The sequence below is a fragment of the Sphingobium rhizovicinum genome, assembly GCF_042647625.1.
Taxonomy (GTDB): Bacteria; Pseudomonadota; Alphaproteobacteria; order Sphingomonadales; family Sphingomonadaceae; genus Sphingobium; species Sphingobium rhizovicinum.
This window is the reverse complement of record NZ_JBHRVU010000004.1, coordinates 226,705-243,612: the sequence shown is the minus strand read 5'-3', so window position 1 is coordinate 243,612 and position 16,908 is coordinate 226,705. Positions and strand designations below refer to the sequence as shown.

Sequence of the window (16,908 nt, the reverse complement as noted above, 5' to 3'; positions counted from 1 at the left end):
GCGAGGCGAACGTTTTGAACGCCCGTTAGGCGAATGTCCGGATTGGAGCCGGGCGATGGGGATAGCTGACGCTCACGTGAAGTCGGCAGTCGACCAGAAATTGCCTTTTATGAGCGGGAACGCGAACGGCCGGGTTCCCCAAAAGCGGCCAACGCTTAAAAATGGGCAGATTGTCTCACCATCAATGGCACATGACAGAAGCGCGTCTCGTAGCTAAGAGCGCAATCGGTGCATCGACTTCGCAATCTTGTCCTTGCCAATCGGCCCCTTGCCTGCGCGGTGCTTGTACTCGCGCTGATGATGAAGATCGTCATGCCGGCGGGGTTCATGCCAACCGTTTCGAACGGGCGGATCGTGGTCAGCATTTGCTCGGGTACCGGGCCGATGACGATGGTCATTACGATCCCCGGCCTTGAACATGGGAAATCCGGTAGCGACGGTCATCAGGGCAAGGCAGAACAGCCTTGCGCCTTCTCAGGCTTGTCGGCGCCGTCCCTCGCTGCTGCGGACCCAATTCTGTTGGCGGCTGCGATTCTGTTCGTGCTGGCGCTCGGCACGCGCCCTCTGGTGCTGCGAGCTTCGACAGCGCCACCCTATCTGCGTCCACCCCTGAGGGGGCTTCCGGCAATCTGATCGTTCGTCGTCGCATGAGGGGCTGAGGGGACGGGTGCGTGTATCGCGTCCGCCTCCTTCGCTGTCATGCACCTGCGTCCGATTTGGCTTGGCTCAATGCGCGCTCTTGCGGCTGCCAGGCCTGCCGAGGATTACCATCATGATAATCGCTGCCTGGTTTTGCCGGGTTCGCCACTTCGCATGACTGCGCGAAGTCGCATCCTCCTGCGCCAGTTCCATTTGTGGCTGGGCGATCGTCAAGCGGACCCGTCCCTGGTATGAAGCGGGAGCGGCGGCATGACGCAGGTATATTTCTCGGAGGCTCGCCACGCCGATGATGTCCTGCGGCTCGCGCTCGGCGCCGCGCAGCTCCCGACCGACGATCTCGGCGGTCCCGACCAGATGTTCTTCAGCCTGTCCGACGATGAAGAGCTGATCGGGTTCATCGGCCTGGAAGGTAGCGGCACCGACCGGCTGCTCCGCTCGCTGGTCGTGCTGCCGACCCGGCGCGGCAAAGGATATGGCCGGATGCTGGTCGAACGCCTTGAAGGCGTTGCTGATGGCGCGGTCGAGCGGCTGCACCTCCTGACCAGCGGCACCGGGGAGTTCTTTCGCAGGCTTGGTTACACCGATGCCGATCGCGACGCCGCGCCGGCCTTCATCGCAGCGACCGCGCAGTTCACGTCGCTGTGCGGTCCGCGCGCGACCTATCTCGTCAAGGATCTTGGATGACGCGCCTTCGTGACGTACCCGACGCCGACCATCTGCCAGCACTCGATCGCGGCATCGCGATCACCCGGCCCGCCGCCGGCATGGGCGACGATCAGCCGCCGCCTCGCATCCTGCTGCTGTACGGGTCGCTGCGCGAACGCTCGTTCAGCCGGCTCGCGGCTGAGGAAGCGGCACGACTGCTGATCCTCTTCGGCGCGGAGGTGCGGATATTCGATCCCAGCGACCTGCCGCTCCCAGATCAGGTGAAGGGTGACGATCATCCGGCGGTCCATGAGCTGCGCCAGCACGCGCTCTGGTCCGAAGGCATGGTTTGGTGCAGCCCCGAGCGGCACGGCCAGATCACCGGCATCATGAAGGCGCAGATCGACCATCCGCCGCTGGAGTTCGGCGGCATGCGGCCGACCCAGGGTCGCACGCTCGCGGTCATGCAGGTGTCGGGCGGCTCGCAGTCGTTCAACGCGGTCAACACGCTGCGCCTGCTTGGCCGCTGGATGCGCATGATCACGATCCCCAACCAGTCGAGCGTGGCGATGGCGTTCAAGGAATTCGACGAGGCCGGCCGCATGAAGCCGTCGAGCTATTATGACCGCATCGTCGACGTGATGGAGGAACTGGTGCGGTTCACGATCCTGACCCGCCCGCACGCCGGCCAGCTCGTCAACCGCTATTCCGAACGGAAGGCTGTACAGGCAAAGCATGAAGCTGCCACCGATCTTGCGGTCCAAGCCGTTCTGTAGGCCAGCACTTCAATCATCGACTAATCGGAAAGCCGAGCCGCCATCGCCACGTTGCAGCATCACCTCCATCCTATTGTGCTCGGCCGGGAAGCATCGCTGTAAGGATATACTTCCCACTCCTCCTCGTTTCGAAAACAACTCCGGCAAGGTGGAGGGCAATCAGAACGTACAGCAAATTTACCGCTGACTCGTGCACTTCCTTCAAGGGCTCGTCCTCTGCGTCATCGCCTATCTCTTTCCGCTCAGAACCTTTGAGTAAGACGCTGTCCCTGTCATCTGTGCCCCGACCAACGGCGTGGGACGGAGCCTCGCTAATCCATTTCGTGGAGGGCAGACCAGCCATGCCAATGCCGGTCGCTATGATGATGCTAAGCGTTCCCCAAATAGCGTAGACCATCAATGCACCTAACGGATTGTGCGATGGATGGATTTCATTGTGTCCGGCTCTAATCTCCGGGATATGGGCAAGCGCTTTACGCGGACTCGGTGGGAACGCTGTGAACCGTGCCTCTTTGGGTCCAACGAAACCCCAGAGCAGTCTAAACGCCAAAACGGTTGCGAGGGCGTATCCCACCCAGACGTGCGGCCCCGAACCCTCTTCCGTGAAAATTGCATTCCCGATGACAGCAAGAACGATTGACCAATGGGTCACCTTAACAACGGGGTCCCATTTCGCCTTTGCTCGGGCTGAGTCTTTTAGGGGCCGGACTGGGATTCCAGGTTTTGAACTCTGCATTTCAGATTCCTCCGCGTGAATGGGAAGATGACTTCATTCTCTACAGCGATTGCCAACCTACGCCCTCATGGCTCCTTCTCGTTACCTTGCCATATCGTATGAGAATCGATGAGTAATTTCACGATAGCTCGTGTCGCAGAGCTGCGCGCGTCTATGGCCAGCCGGTCCGCATCATGTGCTTGCCGTCGGGAATAGAGCAGATCGGACAGGTCGATAATGCCCCCTTCGTACCCGCGCTCCGTCCGTGTGGCGGCGTCGAGCGAACTTCTGGCAGCACCCTGAAGCCGCTGCCAAGCGACGTAGCGGCCAGAGGCGTTCGCCATATCAGTATCGGCCATCGCCAGCACCATCCGGCGCGCTTGCGCGAGATCCATAGAGGCAGCGGAGGCATTGGCTTCCGCCTGATCCTGCTGGAATTTCCGGTATCGTCCTCCCAATGGGATCGAGAAGACGACACCGACACCGCGTTCAATGCCAGAACGCTCGCTAAAGGCCCGGACGCCCAGCTGTGGGTCCGGCAAGCGATCAGCCTTCGCCCGCCGTGCGACGACTTCAAGACGCAGAGCTTCGCGATCAGCAGCCCCAATTTCATGACTGCGCTGGATCACCAGATCATGAAGTGCAGTCAGGTCCTGAGAAGGCAGGACTGGATCAGCCAAGGATGGTGCGTCCGACGGCAGGGCCAGATCGGGGAAGTTCGATTGCAGCAGCGCTCGCGCCTGTTTCATATCAGCCAGGCTGGCTGCCGCGACACCCTTGGCCTGATCGAGCGCCGCCTGGGCCTGGTCGGTGTCAAGCATCGATGCATCGCGTAACTGCACTCGCCTCTTCACGGCAGCGAGACCGCGTTCGAGTAATGCGACGTTCGATTGATCCGTGCGGTTGAGCTCGCTTGCCGTCAGCCAGTCGTACCAGAGCTGCGACAGATACAAGGCCGCCTGATGGCGCGTATCTTCCATCCGGTTTTGCGCGACTTCGACACCAAGCTGGCCTGCCTCGCGATCCAGGGCAGCCTTCCCGGGCAAGCGAAAAGATCGGCTGACCGTGCCGTCGAACTCCGTATAATTCCGCTCCAGCCGCACGTCGCGATTGATGTAGCTTCCGGTGAGCTGGACCTCGTGAGGGCCAACGCGGAGCATATCGCTCGCCGCCGATGCAGCGCCGACGCGCTTGCCCGCTGCCTCGACGGTCGGATGACCGTCAAGCGCCTTCACCACCTGCTCCTCAGGCGGCAAGGACCATTGAAGACCAGTCGCTTGCGCGTGCGCGGCAGTTGCGAGCGCAGTCGCTATCGAGATGGATAGCGGCAAGAGGGCAGTCAGCTTCTTCATGAAATCCTCCCGCGCTCGATGATCGGCAAGGAGTGCCAGCGCACAGGTTGTTTGCGGCGCGATGAGGCAACCGCAGCGATTATGGCGGGGATCATGGAATCCTCGACGACGAGCTCGAATGCGATCCGATGGAGGACTCCTCTTACCTGCTCATGCGTTCCGGCGTCGCTGAAGTCGCGACCGAGAACGGCTTCCTCACGGCGATGGATCGGCGCGGACGCAACGGTTCGAATAGCCTCCACCAGAGTTCCCGCATCCGGAGGGGAACAGTGGAGGACCAGCAGAAGCTCAGCCATTGGCCAGCACCTCTTCGAAATCCTGCTCGCCGCGGCCCTCTCCGAACCTTTCGAAAAGGATCGGGAGAAGTACCAGAGTGAGCAACGTGGACGTGACCAGCCCGCCGATGACCACAATGGCAAGCGGGCGCTGTATTTCGGATCCCGGACCGGTCGCGAACAGCAGGGGGACCAGGCCGAAAGCGGTAATACTCGCGGTCATTAGGACGGGGCGGAGGCGTCGCTCGGCACCCAGGCGCACCGTCTGCGTCATGCTCTGCCCCTCCTGACGGAGTTGGCGGAAATAGGAGACCAGCACCAAGCCGTTCAGCACCGCGATGCCAAGCAGAGCAATGAAGCCGACGGAAGCAGGCACTGACAGATACTCTCCCGATGCCCAGAGCGAGATCAGGCCGCCGACCATGGCGAAGGGAATGTTGACCAGGATCAGCGTGGCGGCCCGCAGCGAACGCAAGGTGGCGAGCAGGACGAAGAAGATAAGGAGCAGCGCGACGGGAATGACCATCATGAGCCGAGCCGATGCACGCTGCTGATTTTCGAACTGGCCACCCCACACGATGCGATAGCCGGGCGGGAGCGGCACCTTGCTCGCGACTGCGGCCTTCGCCTCGTCCACATAGCCCACCAGATCACGACCAGAGACGAAGGCCTGGACCAGAGCGAAGCGGGAACCATTCTCATGGTCGAGCTTCACCGGACCCTGCGTATGCTTCACCTGCGCCATGTCGCTGACCCGGGCGAGCGTTCCACCCGGCGTCATGATCTGCAGGTCTTCAAACCGGGTCGCATCATTGCGGATGCTTTCGTCACCGCGGATGACGATCGGGATCCGCTTCTGACCTTCGGCGACGATACCGGACCGAACGCCTTCCACCTGTGCGCGCAAGGTGTCCTGTAACTGATCGATCGGCATGCCAAACCGGCCTGCGGCTGCTCGGTCGATGTCGAGCTGCAGGTAGTCCACGCTGTCGTTCGCGACCGTCAACACTTCCGTCGCGCCGCGCACCTGGCCCAACTCATGCTGCACGCGACCTGCAAGATCCGCGAGGACCGCCGAATCCGGTCCGAAAATCTTGACAGCCAGGTCGCCCCGGGCGCCGGTCAGCATTTCCGAGACACGCATTTCGATCGGCTGGGTGAAACTGGGCTGGATGCCAGGCAGGCCGTCGACGGCCTTGCGGATCTGCTCCAGGACGAACTCCTTGCTGCCGCGCCACTCGGACTGCGGCTTCAGACGGACGAAGGTGTCGGTCTCATTAGGTCCCATCGGATCAAGCCCGATTTCGTCAGCACCAACCCGCGCGATGACTTCCTGCACCTCGGGGACACCCATCAACGCGCGCTCGACCGCCTTGTCGCCCTCGACGGACTGGGCCAGGCTGATGGAGGGCAGCTTCGTCAGCTGCACGATGACTGACCCTTCATCCATCGTCGGCATGAAGGTTTTGCCCACTGCTCCATAGGCCAATCCGGCGAGGACCAGTCCGAGAGCCGAGAGGCCGTAGACCAGGCGCTTGCGCGCAAACGCGCCATTCAGAAGCGCACGGTAGCGAGGCGTTAGCCAGCGCATCACCCATGGGTCCCCATGATGTCCGCTTTTCAAGCCGAACGAGGCAAGAACGGGAACGAGCGTCAGCGCGAGCAGGAGCGATCCTGCCAGGGCGAAGACAATGGTGAGGGCAACCGGCGCGAACAGCTTGCCTTCCAGCCCCTGCAGCGAGAGCAGAGGAAGGAACACAAGCGCGATGATGATGATGCCCGCCGATACCGGCACCGTCACGTCGCTGGTTGCGCGGAAGACCTGGTGAAGGCGCGGATGGGAGTCATCCTGTTGGTGCGACAGACGCTCTACGACGTTCTCCACCACAACGACCGCACCATCCACAAGCATGCCAATAGCAATGGCCAGTCCACCGAGGCTCATGAGATTCGCGGACAACCCGGCCATGCTCATGAACAGGAACGTCACCAGCGCGGCCATCGGCAGTGTGACCGCCACGATCGCGGCGGCTCGCCAGTCACCGAGGAAAACGATCAGAAGGATTACGACCAGGACGGTCGCTTCCAGCAACGCCTCCTCAACCGTTCCAACCGCTCGGCCGATCAGATCGGACCGATCGTAGAAGACCGCGATGTGCGTTCCGGCTGGCAGGCCACGCTCGACCTCGGCCAGACGGTCTTTGACGCCGGTCACAACCTGCCGTGCATCGGCACCGCGAAGAGCGATCACAAGGCCCTCGACCGCCTCTGCCTTGCCGTTCTTGGATACCGCGCCATAGCGCGTCAGGCTGCCCGTCCCGACACTCGCCACATCCCCCAGGCGGACGATGCGCCCGTCACGGCTCGTTATGACCAGCGACTGGAGATCGGCCACGGATCGGATCGCGCCGACAGCCCGAACGATCAGGGATTCTTCGCCAGTGACGAGGCGGCCGGCTCCGTCGTTGCGATTGCCACCGTCGATGGCCGTCTTGATGTCGGCAACGGATAGATGGGCTCCGGCCAAGGCGAGAGGATCGGGCCGGACCTCGAAGGTACGGACATATCCACCAAGTGCGTTGACGTCGGCGACACCGGGCACCGTCCGCAGCGCGGGACGGATGGTCCAGTCGAGAAGCTCTCGCCTTTGCTGGAGGCTGAGCGGCCCCTCGATCGTGAACATGAAGATATCGGACAGAGGCGTGGAAATCGGCGCCAGGCCACCCGACACGCTCGCCGGCAAATCCGCCATCACTCCGGACAGGCGCTCCGCCACCTGCTGACGCGCCCAGTAGATATCTGTGCCATCGGTGAAGTCGATGGTGATATCGGCAATCGCATATTTGGCGGACGAACGCAGGATAGACTGCCGGGGAATGCCCAGCATCTCCATCTCGATCGGGGCAATGACGCGGCTTTCGACCTCTTCCGGCGTCATGCCGGGAGCCTTGAGAATGATCTTGACCTGCGTCTGCGCTATATTGGGATAAGCATCCACGGGTAGCTGAACGAAGGCCCATGCGCCGAGGCCGGCGACAGCCAGCGCAAGCGCTACGACGAGCAGGCGATAGGACAGAGCCTTCGCGACGAGTGACTGAAGCATGGGCCCGACCTATTTCGAGATGGCGAGCGCTTTGAGCGCGCTTGTGCCCGTAGTGACGACGTTCTCACCGACGCTGACGCCGGTCAGGAGAAGGACCTGGCCATCCACCGCGCCGCCCTTTGTCACCCTGCGCTGAACATAACCGCCCCGGACCGCCACGAAGACCACCGACTTGCCGTCAGTATCCACTACGGCCGCGGCAGGCAGGACGACTGCGCCTTTCGGTGCAGGCCCGAATATCGTGACATTGCCCGTGGCGCCTGCGATGACCCCTGGAGCGGCGGGAAGGCTCGCCTTCAGCGAGGCAGATCGCGTCATCGCGTCGATGGTGCTGCCGACAGATGTGACGGTGCCAGAAAGCGCGCCGAGTTTGACCGTCATGCCGGGTCTGATCTGTCCAACAAGCCGCTCGGGAACCTGCGCGACGACTTCGTAACGGCCATTCGCATCGATCACATAGGGAGCAGTCGTCCCGTCCAACGGGTCGCCTGTCTGGATCTTGGCACGCGTAATTCTGCCCGCGATCGGAGCTGTCAGCGTGTAGGTGCCGCTGCTCCCATGCCCGCCGACAAGGCTGAGAATGCGGCTTTTCTCGCGAACGTCCGCACGCGCCTCCATGGCCACTGCGCGGGCTTCGTCGGCTCGCGCTCCGGCAATCACCCCTTCCTTGTCCAGTTGGGACAGCCTGGCGGCACTCGTCTGCGCGACACCCAACCGTGCATTTGCACGCGCGAGATCGGCGCCCAGCGTCAGAATGTCACGGCTCGAAACCACGGCCAGTGGTTGCCCGGCCTGTACGCTGTCGCCTTCCACAACCATGGTGCGCATCACCACACCCGGAAGTGTCGCGGTCACCGCTACACGCGCGTTAGCGGGCGGACTGATCGTGGCGGGGAGATCGGCGATCGGCGCTTCTGATGCAGGCAATGCCGGAGAGGCCTTGATGCCGAGCAATCTCGCCCTGTCCGGCAGCACGGCAAGCATGCCGGCAGCTTTCTCGGTCTTGACCTGCGTTCCCGCCGAGACGGTTTCCGAGCGAGGAAACATAGTCCAGCCCAAGCCCGCGACTGCGACGGCTACAATGGCGCCGCCCACCAGATATTTGCGTCCGTTTTCCATTTCGCCGCGATATCGGGTTCAACCTGACGGCGTCTTGACGATGGGAAATTACTGCAGGCGGAAATCCAGGATGAGTTCTCTCAAGGTCTCGCTCGTTCGAATATGACCGTTATGTGCGCTCATAATCCGATGGGTTATGGAGAGGCCGAGACCCGCGCCATGGGGGCTGGCATGGTCTGCTCGCTGATGGCGGCGGATGAGTTGCGCCAGCTTCTCTTCGCTGAGGCCGGCGCCTTGGTCGCGCACCCTGATGATCGCTCCGGGCCCGGATATGATCGTCACGGTGCCACCCATGGGCGTCGCGCGGACGGCATTTTCAATAAGGTTTCGGATTCCCGCCCCGATCGCTTCCCTGTGGCCGTATATCTTTGGCACCTGGCCTTCGGACTCTATCGCGATCTCGCGTCCTTGCGCGATGACGGTCGCTGCCAGGGACGAGACACTGTCTTCAGCCAATGTCTCGAGATCGAGTGGCTCAGGCGTCATGGGCATGGTGGCGTCCGCGTCGATCTGCGCCAGTAGCAGGAGCTGATCCACAAGACGGCGCATGGCGCTGACCTGCGCCTTCAGAGGATCTCCATCCGATCCCTCGCGTCGATCAAGCTCTAGAGACAAAATGGCCAACGGCGTCCGCAATTCGTGGGCGACGTCAGACGCAAAATCCGCCTGTTGCTGAGCTGAGGTGTCGAGTCGGTGAAGCAGGTTGTTGATGGATCGCACGAACGGTTTCGCTTCAGCAGGCATATCGGCTTCATCGATCTGCATCCCGCGTTCGGTCGGTGCGGTTTCGATATGACGCGCCGCTTTGCTCAGGGGCTCGAACGCCGTTCTGATGACCCATGTGGTTGCAAGGCCCATTGGCAGGATCAGCACCACCAGTGGGATGAGAACATGATCGAACAGTTCCGTCGATGCCGCGTCGCGCATGGTCGGATCGAGCAAGGCGCTAAACGGTATGCCATATTCCGAGAGGACAGCGTAGATCAGCGACACCGTACCGATGGCGCCAACCAGCAGCAGGCCACCGATGAGCCGATGGCCAACCGAAAGTCGCTTCAGCACGGTTCCCGGTCTTCTAGCAAGTAGCCTAGCCCCTTGATCGTATGGAGCATGTTGCGAGCTCCGCATTCCTCAAGTCGACGACGCAGCCGCGAGATTGCGGCATCCACTGCATTAGGGGATATCTCGTCTCGAAAACTATACAGTGCATTTTCGATACGAGATCGACGAACGACTGCACCAGCCTCCCGCATGAGTAACTCAAGCAGGCTGGTCTCGCGAGGTGACAGATCGATGGCCTTACCCTGATACCGCGCGCGATGAGCGCTCGTGTCATAGGATAGGCTGCCCACCTCCAACACGGGCGCTGCCCGAGCTCCCGGACGGCGAAGTAGTGCCCGAATCCTCGCTGCCAGCTCATCCGCCTCTACCGGTTTGACGACATAGTCGTCAGCGCCGCCGTCCAGTCCATCGACCCGCTGCTGGAGCGAACTGCGGGCTGTCAGCATCAGGACCGGCACCGCAAGGCCCGCGTCACGCCTCTTCTTGATCCAATGTACGCCGTCACCATCGGGCAAGCCCAGATCGAGGATGAGTGCATCATACTGAGCCGACCCAAGAGCCAGATCCGCCTCCGCTGCCGAATAGGCACAATCGCATACGAATTTCCGACGCGTAAGGCCCTCCGCCGTCAGATCTGCCAGGTGGCGATTGTCTTCAATGATCAGAATGCGCATGCTCTCATCCGGCGATGGTTTTACCCGGCATATTACCGAACCGATCTGACATCGTCCTGACCATATGAATTTCTTCTGACGCTTGTGATCCGATACGGCGTCGCGCCTCCAAATTTGTGCGGATCGAGCTTGCCGGACTGGCACGAGATAGCGAACAGGCTATAATGCGGGTCAAAGAAATGGCTTGGCTTCAAAGGGGATTACGATGCGCAGCCACCGGGAAACCCATCTCGTCTCTCGTATCGGATGGCTTCGTGCCGCGGTGCTAGGCGCCAACGACGGCATCGTATCCACGGCTAGCCTGATGATCGGCGTCGCTGCGTCCGGTGCCTCCCGTTCTTCCATGTTGATATCTGGTATAGCGGGTCTGGTGGCCGGCGCGATGTCGATGGCGGCGGGCGAATATGTGTCGGTAAGCTCTCAGTCTGACACCGAAGCGGCGGACTTGCGCCGGGAGCAGCAGGAAATCGCTGACAATCCCGATGCGGAATTGGCAGAGTTGGCTGGTTTCTATGTTCAGCGAGGGGTCGACGAAAAGACCTCGCATGAGGTTGCGAAACAACTCATGGAGCATGATGCACTGGGTGCTCATGCTCGCGAAGAACTCCACATCACCGAGATGACTGCCGCACGCCCGATCACAGCGGCATTGACGTCTGCCTCGACGTTCACGGCCGGAGCCCTGCTGCCTCTCATCCTTGCGGCTTTGCTGCCGGCGTCGCTCACCGTAACAGGCGAAGCGCTGGGATCGCTCCTGTTCCTGGCGCTCCTGGGATGGGTGGGAGCTGCCGCTGGCGGTGCAAACCCGCTCAAACCTGTCGGTCGTGTGGTGTTCTGGGGGGCGTTGGCCATGGGTTTGACCGCTGGCATTGGCAGCTTGGTCGGGAAAGCAATTTAGGACAAAGGCCCAAAAGCTGCGCACATGAAACTTCTTCTACGACGTTAAGAGCGTGTCGCTTGCAGCGACCACCGCAGCACTCGCTACAAAGCCAAACGAGGCAAACAGCGCGTAAATATCTTAATCAAGCACTTGAGCAAATCCGGCCACCCCTTCAGGTAATGATGGACGACGCTCCGGTTTGGCAGACGGCCGGATTTCTTCGACCTTACCCAGGCCTCCGAAAATCGCTTCCATTGTTCGGACGCACAAAGCGACCCCCTCGTCAGCAAGCGCGTACCAAACGAGTTTGGCCTCCTTTCTCGTTTGAACGAGATTGGCCCGGCGTAACTCCCCTAGCTGCTGGCTGAGTGCTGGTTGGACAATGTCTGTCGCTTCGCCGATCTCCGATACGTTGCGCTCCCCGCGTAACAGGCAAGAGAGGATCATGAGGCGCTGTGGTTGCGCAAAGACCTTGAGCTTTTCGGACGCGACGGTCGCAGCTTCGCGGTCCTCGTAAAATGCCTCGTTCATAGCGCGTCCGCAAAGCGGCAAAACCAGTCCTGGCGATCTTCTGCGATGTCAGATGGTGGGCAGAGCAAAGGCTGTCCTTCCCGCCATCCTTCAGGCGCAAGTTTCTGGGCACTGCCCACCACTTGCAGTGCTTTAAGCAACCGCAGCATCTCATCGACCGATCGCCCAACATTATGGGGGTAGCATGTGATCGCCCTTATGACCCCTTCGGGATCGATGAAGAATGTCGAACGCATAGCCATGCTGTCAGCAGATTGCTCGTCAACCATGCCATAGGCATGCCCAATCGCCATGCTCGGATCCTCGATTATCGGGAAGCGGACATCCGCTCCGAGCGTCTCTCGGATCGCTCTGACCCACGCCATGTGCGAGTAAAGGCTGTCGACTGACAGTCCCAACAGCGACGTTTCAAGGGCATCAAATTCCGACTGCCGACGGGCGAGTTCAGCGAATTCGGTGCTGCAAACTGGCGTGAAGTCAGCGGGATGGGAAAAAAAGATCACCCATCGTCCACGCAACTTTGAAAGCTGAATTTCGCCCCCGGTCGAACGGGCGCGAAAGTCTGGCGCGGGCTCTCCAATGCGCGGTGAGCGAGATTCAATTCTTTGGGCCATTTCCATGACGTCTCCTTCGACGCTCCTCCCTCTTGACGCAACAAGATTATTCGATTACACGATATATGTAAATGTGAATTTGTGAGGTTTTCCGTGGCCGACTCCGCTCTTGCAGCCGCCTCATCGCAGATCTCAGCCGCTCAAACGGACACCCCCCAGATCAAGGCGTTCTTTGACGAGCCGACCTTCACGGTGACCTATGTTGTTCATGATCCCGAGAGCCGCCACGCTGCGATCATCGACAGCGTGCTGGACTATGACCCCGCCTCGGGTCGCACCTCCTTCTCCTCGGCAAACGCGCTTGTCGCTTTTGTCGAGGAGAAGGGGCTTGCTATCGACTGGCACCTGGAGACGCACGCTCACGCGGATCACCTGTCAGCTGCGCCATATCTGAAGGAGAAGTTGGGCGGGCAAATCGCCATCGGCGAGCAAATCATCACGGTGCAGCAGGCATTTGGTAAGCTTTTCAACGCGGGCACCGATTTCGAGCGCAACGGTTCCGACTTCGATCATTTGTGGAAAGACGGTGATCACTTCCGGATCGGCAATCTTGATGTAACCGTGCTGCATGTGCCGGGGCACACGCCGGCCTGTATCGCCTATGTGATCGGCGACGCCGTCTTTGTCGGCGATACCATGTTCATGCCCGACTACGGCACGGCACGTGCTGATTTTCCCGGTGGCGATGCCCGAACCCTCTATCAATCTGCGATGCGGCTTCTGTCGCTCCCGCCGGAAACGCGGCTGTTCATGTGCCACGATTATCTTCCGGAAGGGCGCAAGGACTATGTCTGGGAAACGACCGTAGAGGCCGAGCGCCAAGCCAACGTCCATATCCATGACGGGGTAAGCGAAGACGAATTTGTCGCGATGCGCGAGGCCCGCGACAAGACGCTCGCGATGCCGCGCCTCATTCTGCCTTCTGTCCAGGTGAACATGCGCGCCGGTCATTTCCCGCCTGCCGAGGACAATGGCGTCACGTACCTCAAGATTCCGGTCAACGCAGTATGATGCTGCCCGGCTTCCCCAATGCCACCCCCGTCGCGGGGTTGGTTGGCGGCCTGCTGATCGGGCTTGCGGCAGCGATCATGCTGCTCGGACTTGGTCGCATCGCTGGTGTAAGCGGTATGTTGGCCCGCGCGTCGGGAATTTCCGATACGGGCACACCGCGCGCCATAGCGCTCGCGTTCATCGCCGGACTGCCGCTTGGTGCGCTCCTCGTCATACTGTCTTCCAGCAGTATCAGACCGCTTTTTACAGGATCAGTCCTGCAACTGGTCATTGCCGGACTGCTCGTAGGTTTCGGCACGCGCCTTGGTTCAGGCTGCACGAGCGGTCACGGGGTCTGCGGTCTCTCCCGACTTTCGCGCCGGTCGATGGTCGCAACGCTGACCTTCATGGTCAGCGGCTTCGCCACCGTTGGGCTGATGCGCGCTTTCGGTTTCATCAACGGATAGTCGGAGGACACCGGACATGAAGAGGAATATGGGAACGGTCGATCGGATGCTGCGCACCATCGCAGCCTTGGCGATCGGTTATCTCTGGTGGACCGGAACGATCAGCGGGGACCTCGGTGTCGGCTTGGCGATCGTCGCAGTTATATTCCTTCTGACAAGCGCGGTCAGCTTCTGTCCGCTCTACCGCCCGCTCGGCCTTTCAACCTGCGGCACTGGGAAGTGAAGGTCCCTGCCATCTCGTTGCTAGCGGGCACCTTGTTCGGAGCTGGGCTCACCATATCCGGCATGGCTGACCCCGCGCGGGTGCGCGCCTTCCTCGATCTGTTCGGGGCCTGGGATCCCACGCTTGCCTTCGTGATGGTCGGTGCGATGGTGCCGATGGCGATCGCCTGGTTGGTCCAGAAGCGGATGCCGCGACCGATCGTCTGCGAGGCGTTCGACTTGCCCGGTACAAGCTTGCTGGATGCCAAGTTGCTTGGCGGAGCGTCATTGTTCGGGATCGGTTGGGCGATCGGGGGACTATGTCCCGGCCCCGCACTCGCCGACCTTGCCATCGCACCAATTGAAGCCGGAATTTTCGTCGCCGCCATGCTCGCCGGCATGACCGCGCACCGCATCATTACAAAATGAAAAGAGGCCCGCTTCAGAGCGGGATCGAGGAGAAGCCATGGACATCAAGCCGCTCAATCGGGACTTTGCAATCTCCCCGCAGATTGATCTCGCCGACCTTCCGGCAATCGCCGCCCAAGGTTACAAGGCGATCATCTGCAATCGACCTGATAACGAGGAGAAGGGTCAGATTGCCGCTACGGAGCTTCGTGAAGCTGCCGAACGACTGGGCTTAGAGTTCGCGCATGCGCCCGCAGTCTCGGGGGCGATTACCGATGCGAATGTTGAGGCCATGGCAAGTGCGCTAGCGCGCCTTCCTAGGCCGATTCTCGCCTTTTGCCGCTCCGGCGCGAGGTCGACGAAGTTGTATGACCTCTCCTCCTCTCGGAGCCAATCGGCCCCTGTAGTCCATATTCACGATGTCGTGATTGTCGGCGGCGGTGCAGCGGGGATTGCGACGGCAGCAAGCCTTCTAAAGCGCAATCCGAAGCTCGATATTGCAGTTATCGAGCCATCTGAGGAGCATTATTATCAGCCCGGTTGGACTATGGTCGGCGCCGGTGTCTTCGAGAGAGAGTTCACACGACGCACTGAAGCGCAGGTCATGCCGAGCCGAGTGAACTGGATCCGCGCAGCAGCCTCGGATTTTGCCCCCGACGAAAACAAGGTGATCCTCAGTGATGGCGGCGAAGTCCGCTACCGTGTTCTCGTTGCCTGTCCGGGTATCAAATTGGATTGGAACGCTATTCCGGGCTTGGCCGATACGATCGGCAAGAACGGCGTGACGTCCAACTATGGCTATGATCTTGCGCCCTACACCAACAGACTGGTGAAGCAATTCAAGGGCGGACGGGCGCTGTTCACCCAGCCCGCAATGCCGATCAAGTGTGCCGGCGCGCCGCAAAAAGCGATGTACCTTTCCTGTCATCGCTGGGAAAAGGCAGGCGTCCTGAAAGACATCGACGTCCAGTTCCACACCGCCGGCGCGGTGCTGTTCGGCGTTGCCGCCTATGTCCCGGCACTGATGGAATATGTCGAGCGCTATGGCGCGCACCTCAACTTCGAATCGAAGCTCGTCGCGATCGATGGCGCCGCAAAAGTGGCGACTTTCGAACGCAAGGATAGCGACGGCACCGGACGCGTCGAAGAGCGCTTCGACATGATTCACGTCGTGCCGCCACAGGTCGCGCCGGATTTCGTGCGCACCAGTTCCCTCGCAGCAGCCTCCGGCTTCATCGAAGTCAACGAGGCGACGCTTCGACATGTGCGCTATCCTAATGTATTTGCATTGGGCGACGCCTGCTCCGCCTCGAATGCCAAGACCGCCGCTGCGGCGCGCAAGCAGGCGCCGGTTGTCGCGGTCAATGTACTTGCCGTGCTCGAGGGCAAGCCGCCGACCGCTGACTATGACGGCTATGGCTCCTGTCCGCTAACGGTCGAGGCTGGCAAGATCGTGCTCGCCGAGTTCGGCTATGGCGGCAAATTGCTGCCCAGCTTTCCCAATTGGCTGATCGACGGAACGCGGCCCTCGCGCCTGTCCTGGCTCCTCAAGGACACCATCCTGCCGCCGGTTTACTGGCATGGCATGCTCAAGGGCCGGGAATGGATGGTCGCGCCGCACGCGATCGAAGCGGCGCACTGAGCCATGCTTGAGCCGCTTCAATATGCCCTCGGCGGACTGTCAGGCGCGCTGGTGGGCTTTGTCCTCGGGCTTGTCGGGGGCGGCGGGTCGATCCTCGCCGTGCCGCTGCTGCTCTATCTCGTAGGCGTCCGCAATCCGCATGAGGCGATCGGCACCAGTGCATTGGCCGTCGCGGCCAATGCGCTTACTGGCCTCTGGAACCATGCCCATGCCCGCACCGTGAACTGGCGGTGCGGGGGGATCTATGCTGCTGCCGGCGTCGTCGGTGCGCTCGGCGGTTCAACGCTTGGCAAGAGCATCGATGGGCACAAGCTGCTGTTCCTGTTCGCGATCCTGATGATCGTTGTGGCAGTCTTGATGTTTCGCGGTCGCGGCGACCAGGGCGTCGAGGGCGCGCAATGCAATCGGGAGAATGTCGGCAAGGTTGTCAGCTATGGTCTCGGGACCGGCGCCTTTTCCGGCTTCTTCGGGATCGGCGGCGGTTTCCTCATTGTGCCGGGGCTGATCGCCTCGACCCACATGCCCATCCTGCGCGCGATCGGCACCTCGCTCGTCGCGGTCGCGGCCTTCGGTCTGACGACAGCGCTCAACTATGCGCTTTCGGGCTACGTCCTTTGGGGTCTGGCCGGCGTGTTCATCGTGGGCGGCATTGTCGGGAGCGTCATCGGCACGCGTGCATCGCAGGTACTGGCCGCCGAAAAGGGCCGGTTGAACAGCCTCTTCGCAGTCTTCGTGCTCGTCGTTGCCATCTACATGCTATTCAAGAGCTGGTCCGAACTCGCCAGCTGAACGGG

At 61.2% G+C, this 16,908-nt stretch carries 20 protein-coding genes; 10 read left to right on the top strand and 10 right to left on the bottom strand.

Features of this window, described 5'->3' with window-relative positions; all coding sequences use genetic code 11:
* Nucleotides 1-228 precede the first annotated feature (228 nt).
* Nucleotides 229-633, top strand: a complete 405-nt coding sequence (locus ACFOKF_RS02505; protein ID WP_036530295.1) for a hypothetical protein — start codon at nt 229-231, stop codon at nt 631-633.
* Between the two features lie 93 nt (nt 634-726).
* Here ACFOKF_RS02505 and ACFOKF_RS02500 read toward each other — a convergent pair whose 3' ends face one another.
* Nucleotides 727-873: a hypothetical protein gene (locus tag ACFOKF_RS02500; RefSeq protein WP_155276474.1), complete on the bottom strand. Its 147-nt coding sequence runs from the start codon at nt 871-873 to the stop codon at nt 727-729.
* Nucleotides 874-909: 36 nt separating this feature from the next.
* On the opposite strand from ACFOKF_RS02500, the gene ACFOKF_RS02495 reads away from it, so the two are divergent.
* Together ACFOKF_RS02495 and arsH are read left to right on the top strand one after the other, a co-directional pair.
* The gene (locus ACFOKF_RS02495; protein WP_010338401.1) at nt 910-1,344 is read left to right on the top strand and encodes a GNAT family N-acetyltransferase; all 435 of its coding nucleotides are present in this window, start codon (nt 910-912) and stop codon (nt 1,342-1,344) included.
* Nucleotides 1,341-2,081, top strand: coding sequence for an arsenical resistance protein ArsH (gene arsH / locus ACFOKF_RS02490; protein ID WP_036530299.1), 741 nt, complete (start codon nt 1,341-1,343; stop codon nt 2,079-2,081). Before ACFOKF_RS02495 ends, arsH begins: the two co-directional genes overlap by 4 nt.
* A gap of 70 nt (nt 2,082-2,151) precedes the next feature.
* Here arsH and ACFOKF_RS02485 read toward each other — a convergent pair whose 3' ends face one another.
* The 7 genes from ACFOKF_RS02485 to ACFOKF_RS02455 all read right to left on the bottom strand — a co-directional run bounded on the left by ACFOKF_RS02485 (nt 2,152) and on the right by ACFOKF_RS02455 (nt 10,381).
* Nucleotides 2,152-2,817, bottom strand: a complete 666-nt coding sequence (locus ACFOKF_RS02485) for a cytochrome b/b6 domain-containing protein (RefSeq protein ID WP_036530300.1) — start codon at nt 2,815-2,817, stop codon at nt 2,152-2,154.
* Between the two features lie 65 nt (nt 2,818-2,882).
* Nucleotides 2,883-4,148 carry a TolC family protein gene (locus tag ACFOKF_RS02480; RefSeq protein WP_010338398.1) on the bottom strand — a complete coding sequence of 422 codons (1,266 nt, stop codon included), beginning with the start codon at nt 4,146-4,148 and terminating at the stop codon, nt 2,883-2,885.
* Nucleotides 4,145-4,444, bottom strand: coding sequence for a DUF3240 family protein (locus tag ACFOKF_RS02475; protein ID WP_010338397.1), 300 nt, complete (start codon nt 4,442-4,444; stop codon nt 4,145-4,147). The genes ACFOKF_RS02480 and ACFOKF_RS02475 overlap by 4 nt, the downstream gene beginning before the upstream one ends.
* Nucleotides 4,437-7,526 (bottom strand): efflux RND transporter permease subunit, encoded by a 3,090-nt coding sequence (locus ACFOKF_RS02470; protein ID WP_036530303.1) that lies wholly within the window; start codon nt 7,524-7,526, stop codon nt 4,437-4,439. Before ACFOKF_RS02470 ends, ACFOKF_RS02475 begins: the two co-directional genes overlap by 8 nt.
* Before the next feature lie 9 nt (nt 7,527-7,535).
* The gene (locus ACFOKF_RS02465) at nt 7,536-8,645 is read right to left on the bottom strand and encodes an efflux RND transporter periplasmic adaptor subunit (protein ID WP_036530305.1); all 1,110 of its coding nucleotides are present in this window, start codon (nt 8,643-8,645) and stop codon (nt 7,536-7,538) included.
* A gap of 48 nt (nt 8,646-8,693) precedes the next feature.
* On the bottom strand, nt 8,694-9,707 hold the full coding sequence (locus ACFOKF_RS02460; protein WP_010338394.1) for a sensor histidine kinase: 1,014 nt from the start codon (nt 9,705-9,707) through the stop codon (nt 8,694-8,696).
* On the bottom strand, nt 9,701-10,381 hold the full coding sequence (locus ACFOKF_RS02455; protein ID WP_010338393.1) for a response regulator: 681 nt from the start codon (nt 10,379-10,381) through the stop codon (nt 9,701-9,703). The genes ACFOKF_RS02460 and ACFOKF_RS02455 overlap by 7 nt, the downstream gene beginning before the upstream one ends.
* 205 nt (nt 10,382-10,586) lie before the next feature.
* Between ACFOKF_RS02455 and ACFOKF_RS02450 the strand changes: the two genes are divergently transcribed.
* Nucleotides 10,587-11,279 carry a VIT1/CCC1 transporter family protein gene (locus tag ACFOKF_RS02450; RefSeq protein ID WP_010338392.1) on the top strand — a complete coding sequence of 231 codons (693 nt, stop codon included), beginning with the start codon at nt 10,587-10,589 and terminating at the stop codon, nt 11,277-11,279.
* A gap of 120 nt (nt 11,280-11,399) precedes the next feature.
* Here ACFOKF_RS02450 and ACFOKF_RS02445 read toward each other — a convergent pair whose 3' ends face one another.
* Together ACFOKF_RS02445 and ACFOKF_RS02440 are read right to left on the bottom strand one after the other, a co-directional pair.
* On the bottom strand, nt 11,400-11,792 hold the full coding sequence (locus ACFOKF_RS02445) for an ArsR/SmtB family transcription factor (RefSeq protein ID WP_010338391.1): 393 nt from the start codon (nt 11,790-11,792) through the stop codon (nt 11,400-11,402).
* A complete protein-coding gene (locus ACFOKF_RS02440) occupies nt 11,789-12,412 on the bottom strand; it encodes a peroxiredoxin (RefSeq protein ID WP_010338390.1) in 624 nt (207 codons plus the stop codon). The genes ACFOKF_RS02445 and ACFOKF_RS02440 overlap by 4 nt, the downstream gene beginning before the upstream one ends.
* An 87-nt stretch (nt 12,413-12,499) precedes the next feature.
* On the opposite strand from ACFOKF_RS02440, the gene ACFOKF_RS02435 reads away from it, so the two are divergent.
* Genes ACFOKF_RS02435 through ACFOKF_RS02410 form a run of 6 tightly spaced genes read left to right on the top strand, consistent with a single transcriptional unit; the run spans nt 12,500 to nt 16,903 of the window.
* A complete protein-coding gene (locus ACFOKF_RS02435) occupies nt 12,500-13,417 on the top strand; it encodes an MBL fold metallo-hydrolase (protein ID WP_010338389.1) in 918 nt (305 codons plus the stop codon).
* The gene (locus ACFOKF_RS02430; protein ID WP_010338387.1) at nt 13,414-13,863 is read left to right on the top strand and encodes a YeeE/YedE family protein; all 450 of its coding nucleotides are present in this window, start codon (nt 13,414-13,416) and stop codon (nt 13,861-13,863) included. Before ACFOKF_RS02435 ends, ACFOKF_RS02430 begins: the two co-directional genes overlap by 4 nt.
* Nucleotides 13,864-13,879: 16 nt before the next feature.
* The gene (locus tag ACFOKF_RS02425) at nt 13,880-14,086 is read left to right on the top strand and encodes a YgaP family membrane protein (RefSeq protein WP_010338386.1); all 207 of its coding nucleotides are present in this window, start codon (nt 13,880-13,882) and stop codon (nt 14,084-14,086) included.
* Nucleotides 14,083-14,493 carry a DUF6691 family protein gene (locus ACFOKF_RS02420; RefSeq protein WP_010338385.1) on the top strand — a complete coding sequence of 137 codons (411 nt, stop codon included), beginning with the start codon at nt 14,083-14,085 and terminating at the stop codon, nt 14,491-14,493. The genes ACFOKF_RS02425 and ACFOKF_RS02420 overlap by 4 nt, the downstream gene beginning before the upstream one ends.
* Before the next feature lie 37 nt (nt 14,494-14,530).
* Nucleotides 14,531-16,114: a bifunctional protein tyrosine phosphatase family protein/NAD(P)/FAD-dependent oxidoreductase gene (locus ACFOKF_RS02415; RefSeq protein ID WP_029547838.1), complete on the top strand. Its 1,584-nt coding sequence runs from the start codon at nt 14,531-14,533 to the stop codon at nt 16,112-16,114.
* A gap of 3 nt (nt 16,115-16,117) precedes the next feature.
* On the top strand, nt 16,118-16,903 hold the full coding sequence (locus ACFOKF_RS02410) for a sulfite exporter TauE/SafE family protein (RefSeq protein WP_010338383.1): 786 nt from the start codon (nt 16,118-16,120) through the stop codon (nt 16,901-16,903).
* Nucleotides 16,904-16,908 lie beyond the last annotated feature (5 nt).

Bases quoted from the DNA above. Each gene is read 5' to 3' on its own strand.
- ACFOKF_RS02495 (WP_010338401.1), top strand. From the start codon at position 910: ATGACGCAGGTATATTTCTCGGAGGCTCGCCACGCCGATGATGTCCTG.
- arsH (WP_036530299.1), top strand. From the start codon at position 1,341: ATGACGCGCCTTCGTGACGTACCCGACGCCGACCATCTGCCAGCACTC.
- ACFOKF_RS02485 (WP_036530300.1), bottom strand. From the start codon at position 2,817: ATGCAGAGTTCAAAACCTGGAATCCCAGTCCGGCCCCTAAAAGACTCA.
- ACFOKF_RS02480 (WP_010338398.1), bottom strand. From the start codon at position 4,148: ATGAAGAAGCTGACTGCCCTCTTGCCGCTATCCATCTCGATAGCGACT.
- ACFOKF_RS02475 (WP_010338397.1), bottom strand. From the start codon at position 4,444: ATGGCTGAGCTTCTGCTGGTCCTCCACTGTTCCCCTCCGGATGCGGGA.
- ACFOKF_RS02470 (WP_036530303.1), bottom strand. From the start codon at position 7,526: ATGCTTCAGTCACTCGTCGCGAAGGCTCTGTCCTATCGCCTGCTCGTC.
- ACFOKF_RS02465 (WP_036530305.1), bottom strand. From the start codon at position 8,645: ATGGAAAACGGACGCAAATATCTGGTGGGCGGCGCCATTGTAGCCGTC.
- ACFOKF_RS02455 (WP_010338393.1), bottom strand. From the start codon at position 10,381: ATGCGCATTCTGATCATTGAAGACAATCGCCACCTGGCAGATCTGACG.
- ACFOKF_RS02450 (WP_010338392.1), top strand. From the start codon at position 10,587: ATGCGCAGCCACCGGGAAACCCATCTCGTCTCTCGTATCGGATGGCTT.
- ACFOKF_RS02445 (WP_010338391.1), bottom strand. From the start codon at position 11,792: ATGAACGAGGCATTTTACGAGGACCGCGAAGCTGCGACCGTCGCGTCC.
- ACFOKF_RS02440 (WP_010338390.1), bottom strand. From the start codon at position 12,412: ATGGAAATGGCCCAAAGAATTGAATCTCGCTCACCGCGCATTGGAGAG.
- ACFOKF_RS02430 (WP_010338387.1), top strand. From the start codon at position 13,414: ATGATGCTGCCCGGCTTCCCCAATGCCACCCCCGTCGCGGGGTTGGTT.
- ACFOKF_RS02425 (WP_010338386.1), top strand. From the start codon at position 13,880: ATGAAGAGGAATATGGGAACGGTCGATCGGATGCTGCGCACCATCGCA.
- ACFOKF_RS02415 (WP_029547838.1), top strand. From the start codon at position 14,531: ATGGACATCAAGCCGCTCAATCGGGACTTTGCAATCTCCCCGCAGATT.
- ACFOKF_RS02410 (WP_010338383.1), top strand. From the start codon at position 16,118: ATGCTTGAGCCGCTTCAATATGCCCTCGGCGGACTGTCAGGCGCGCTG.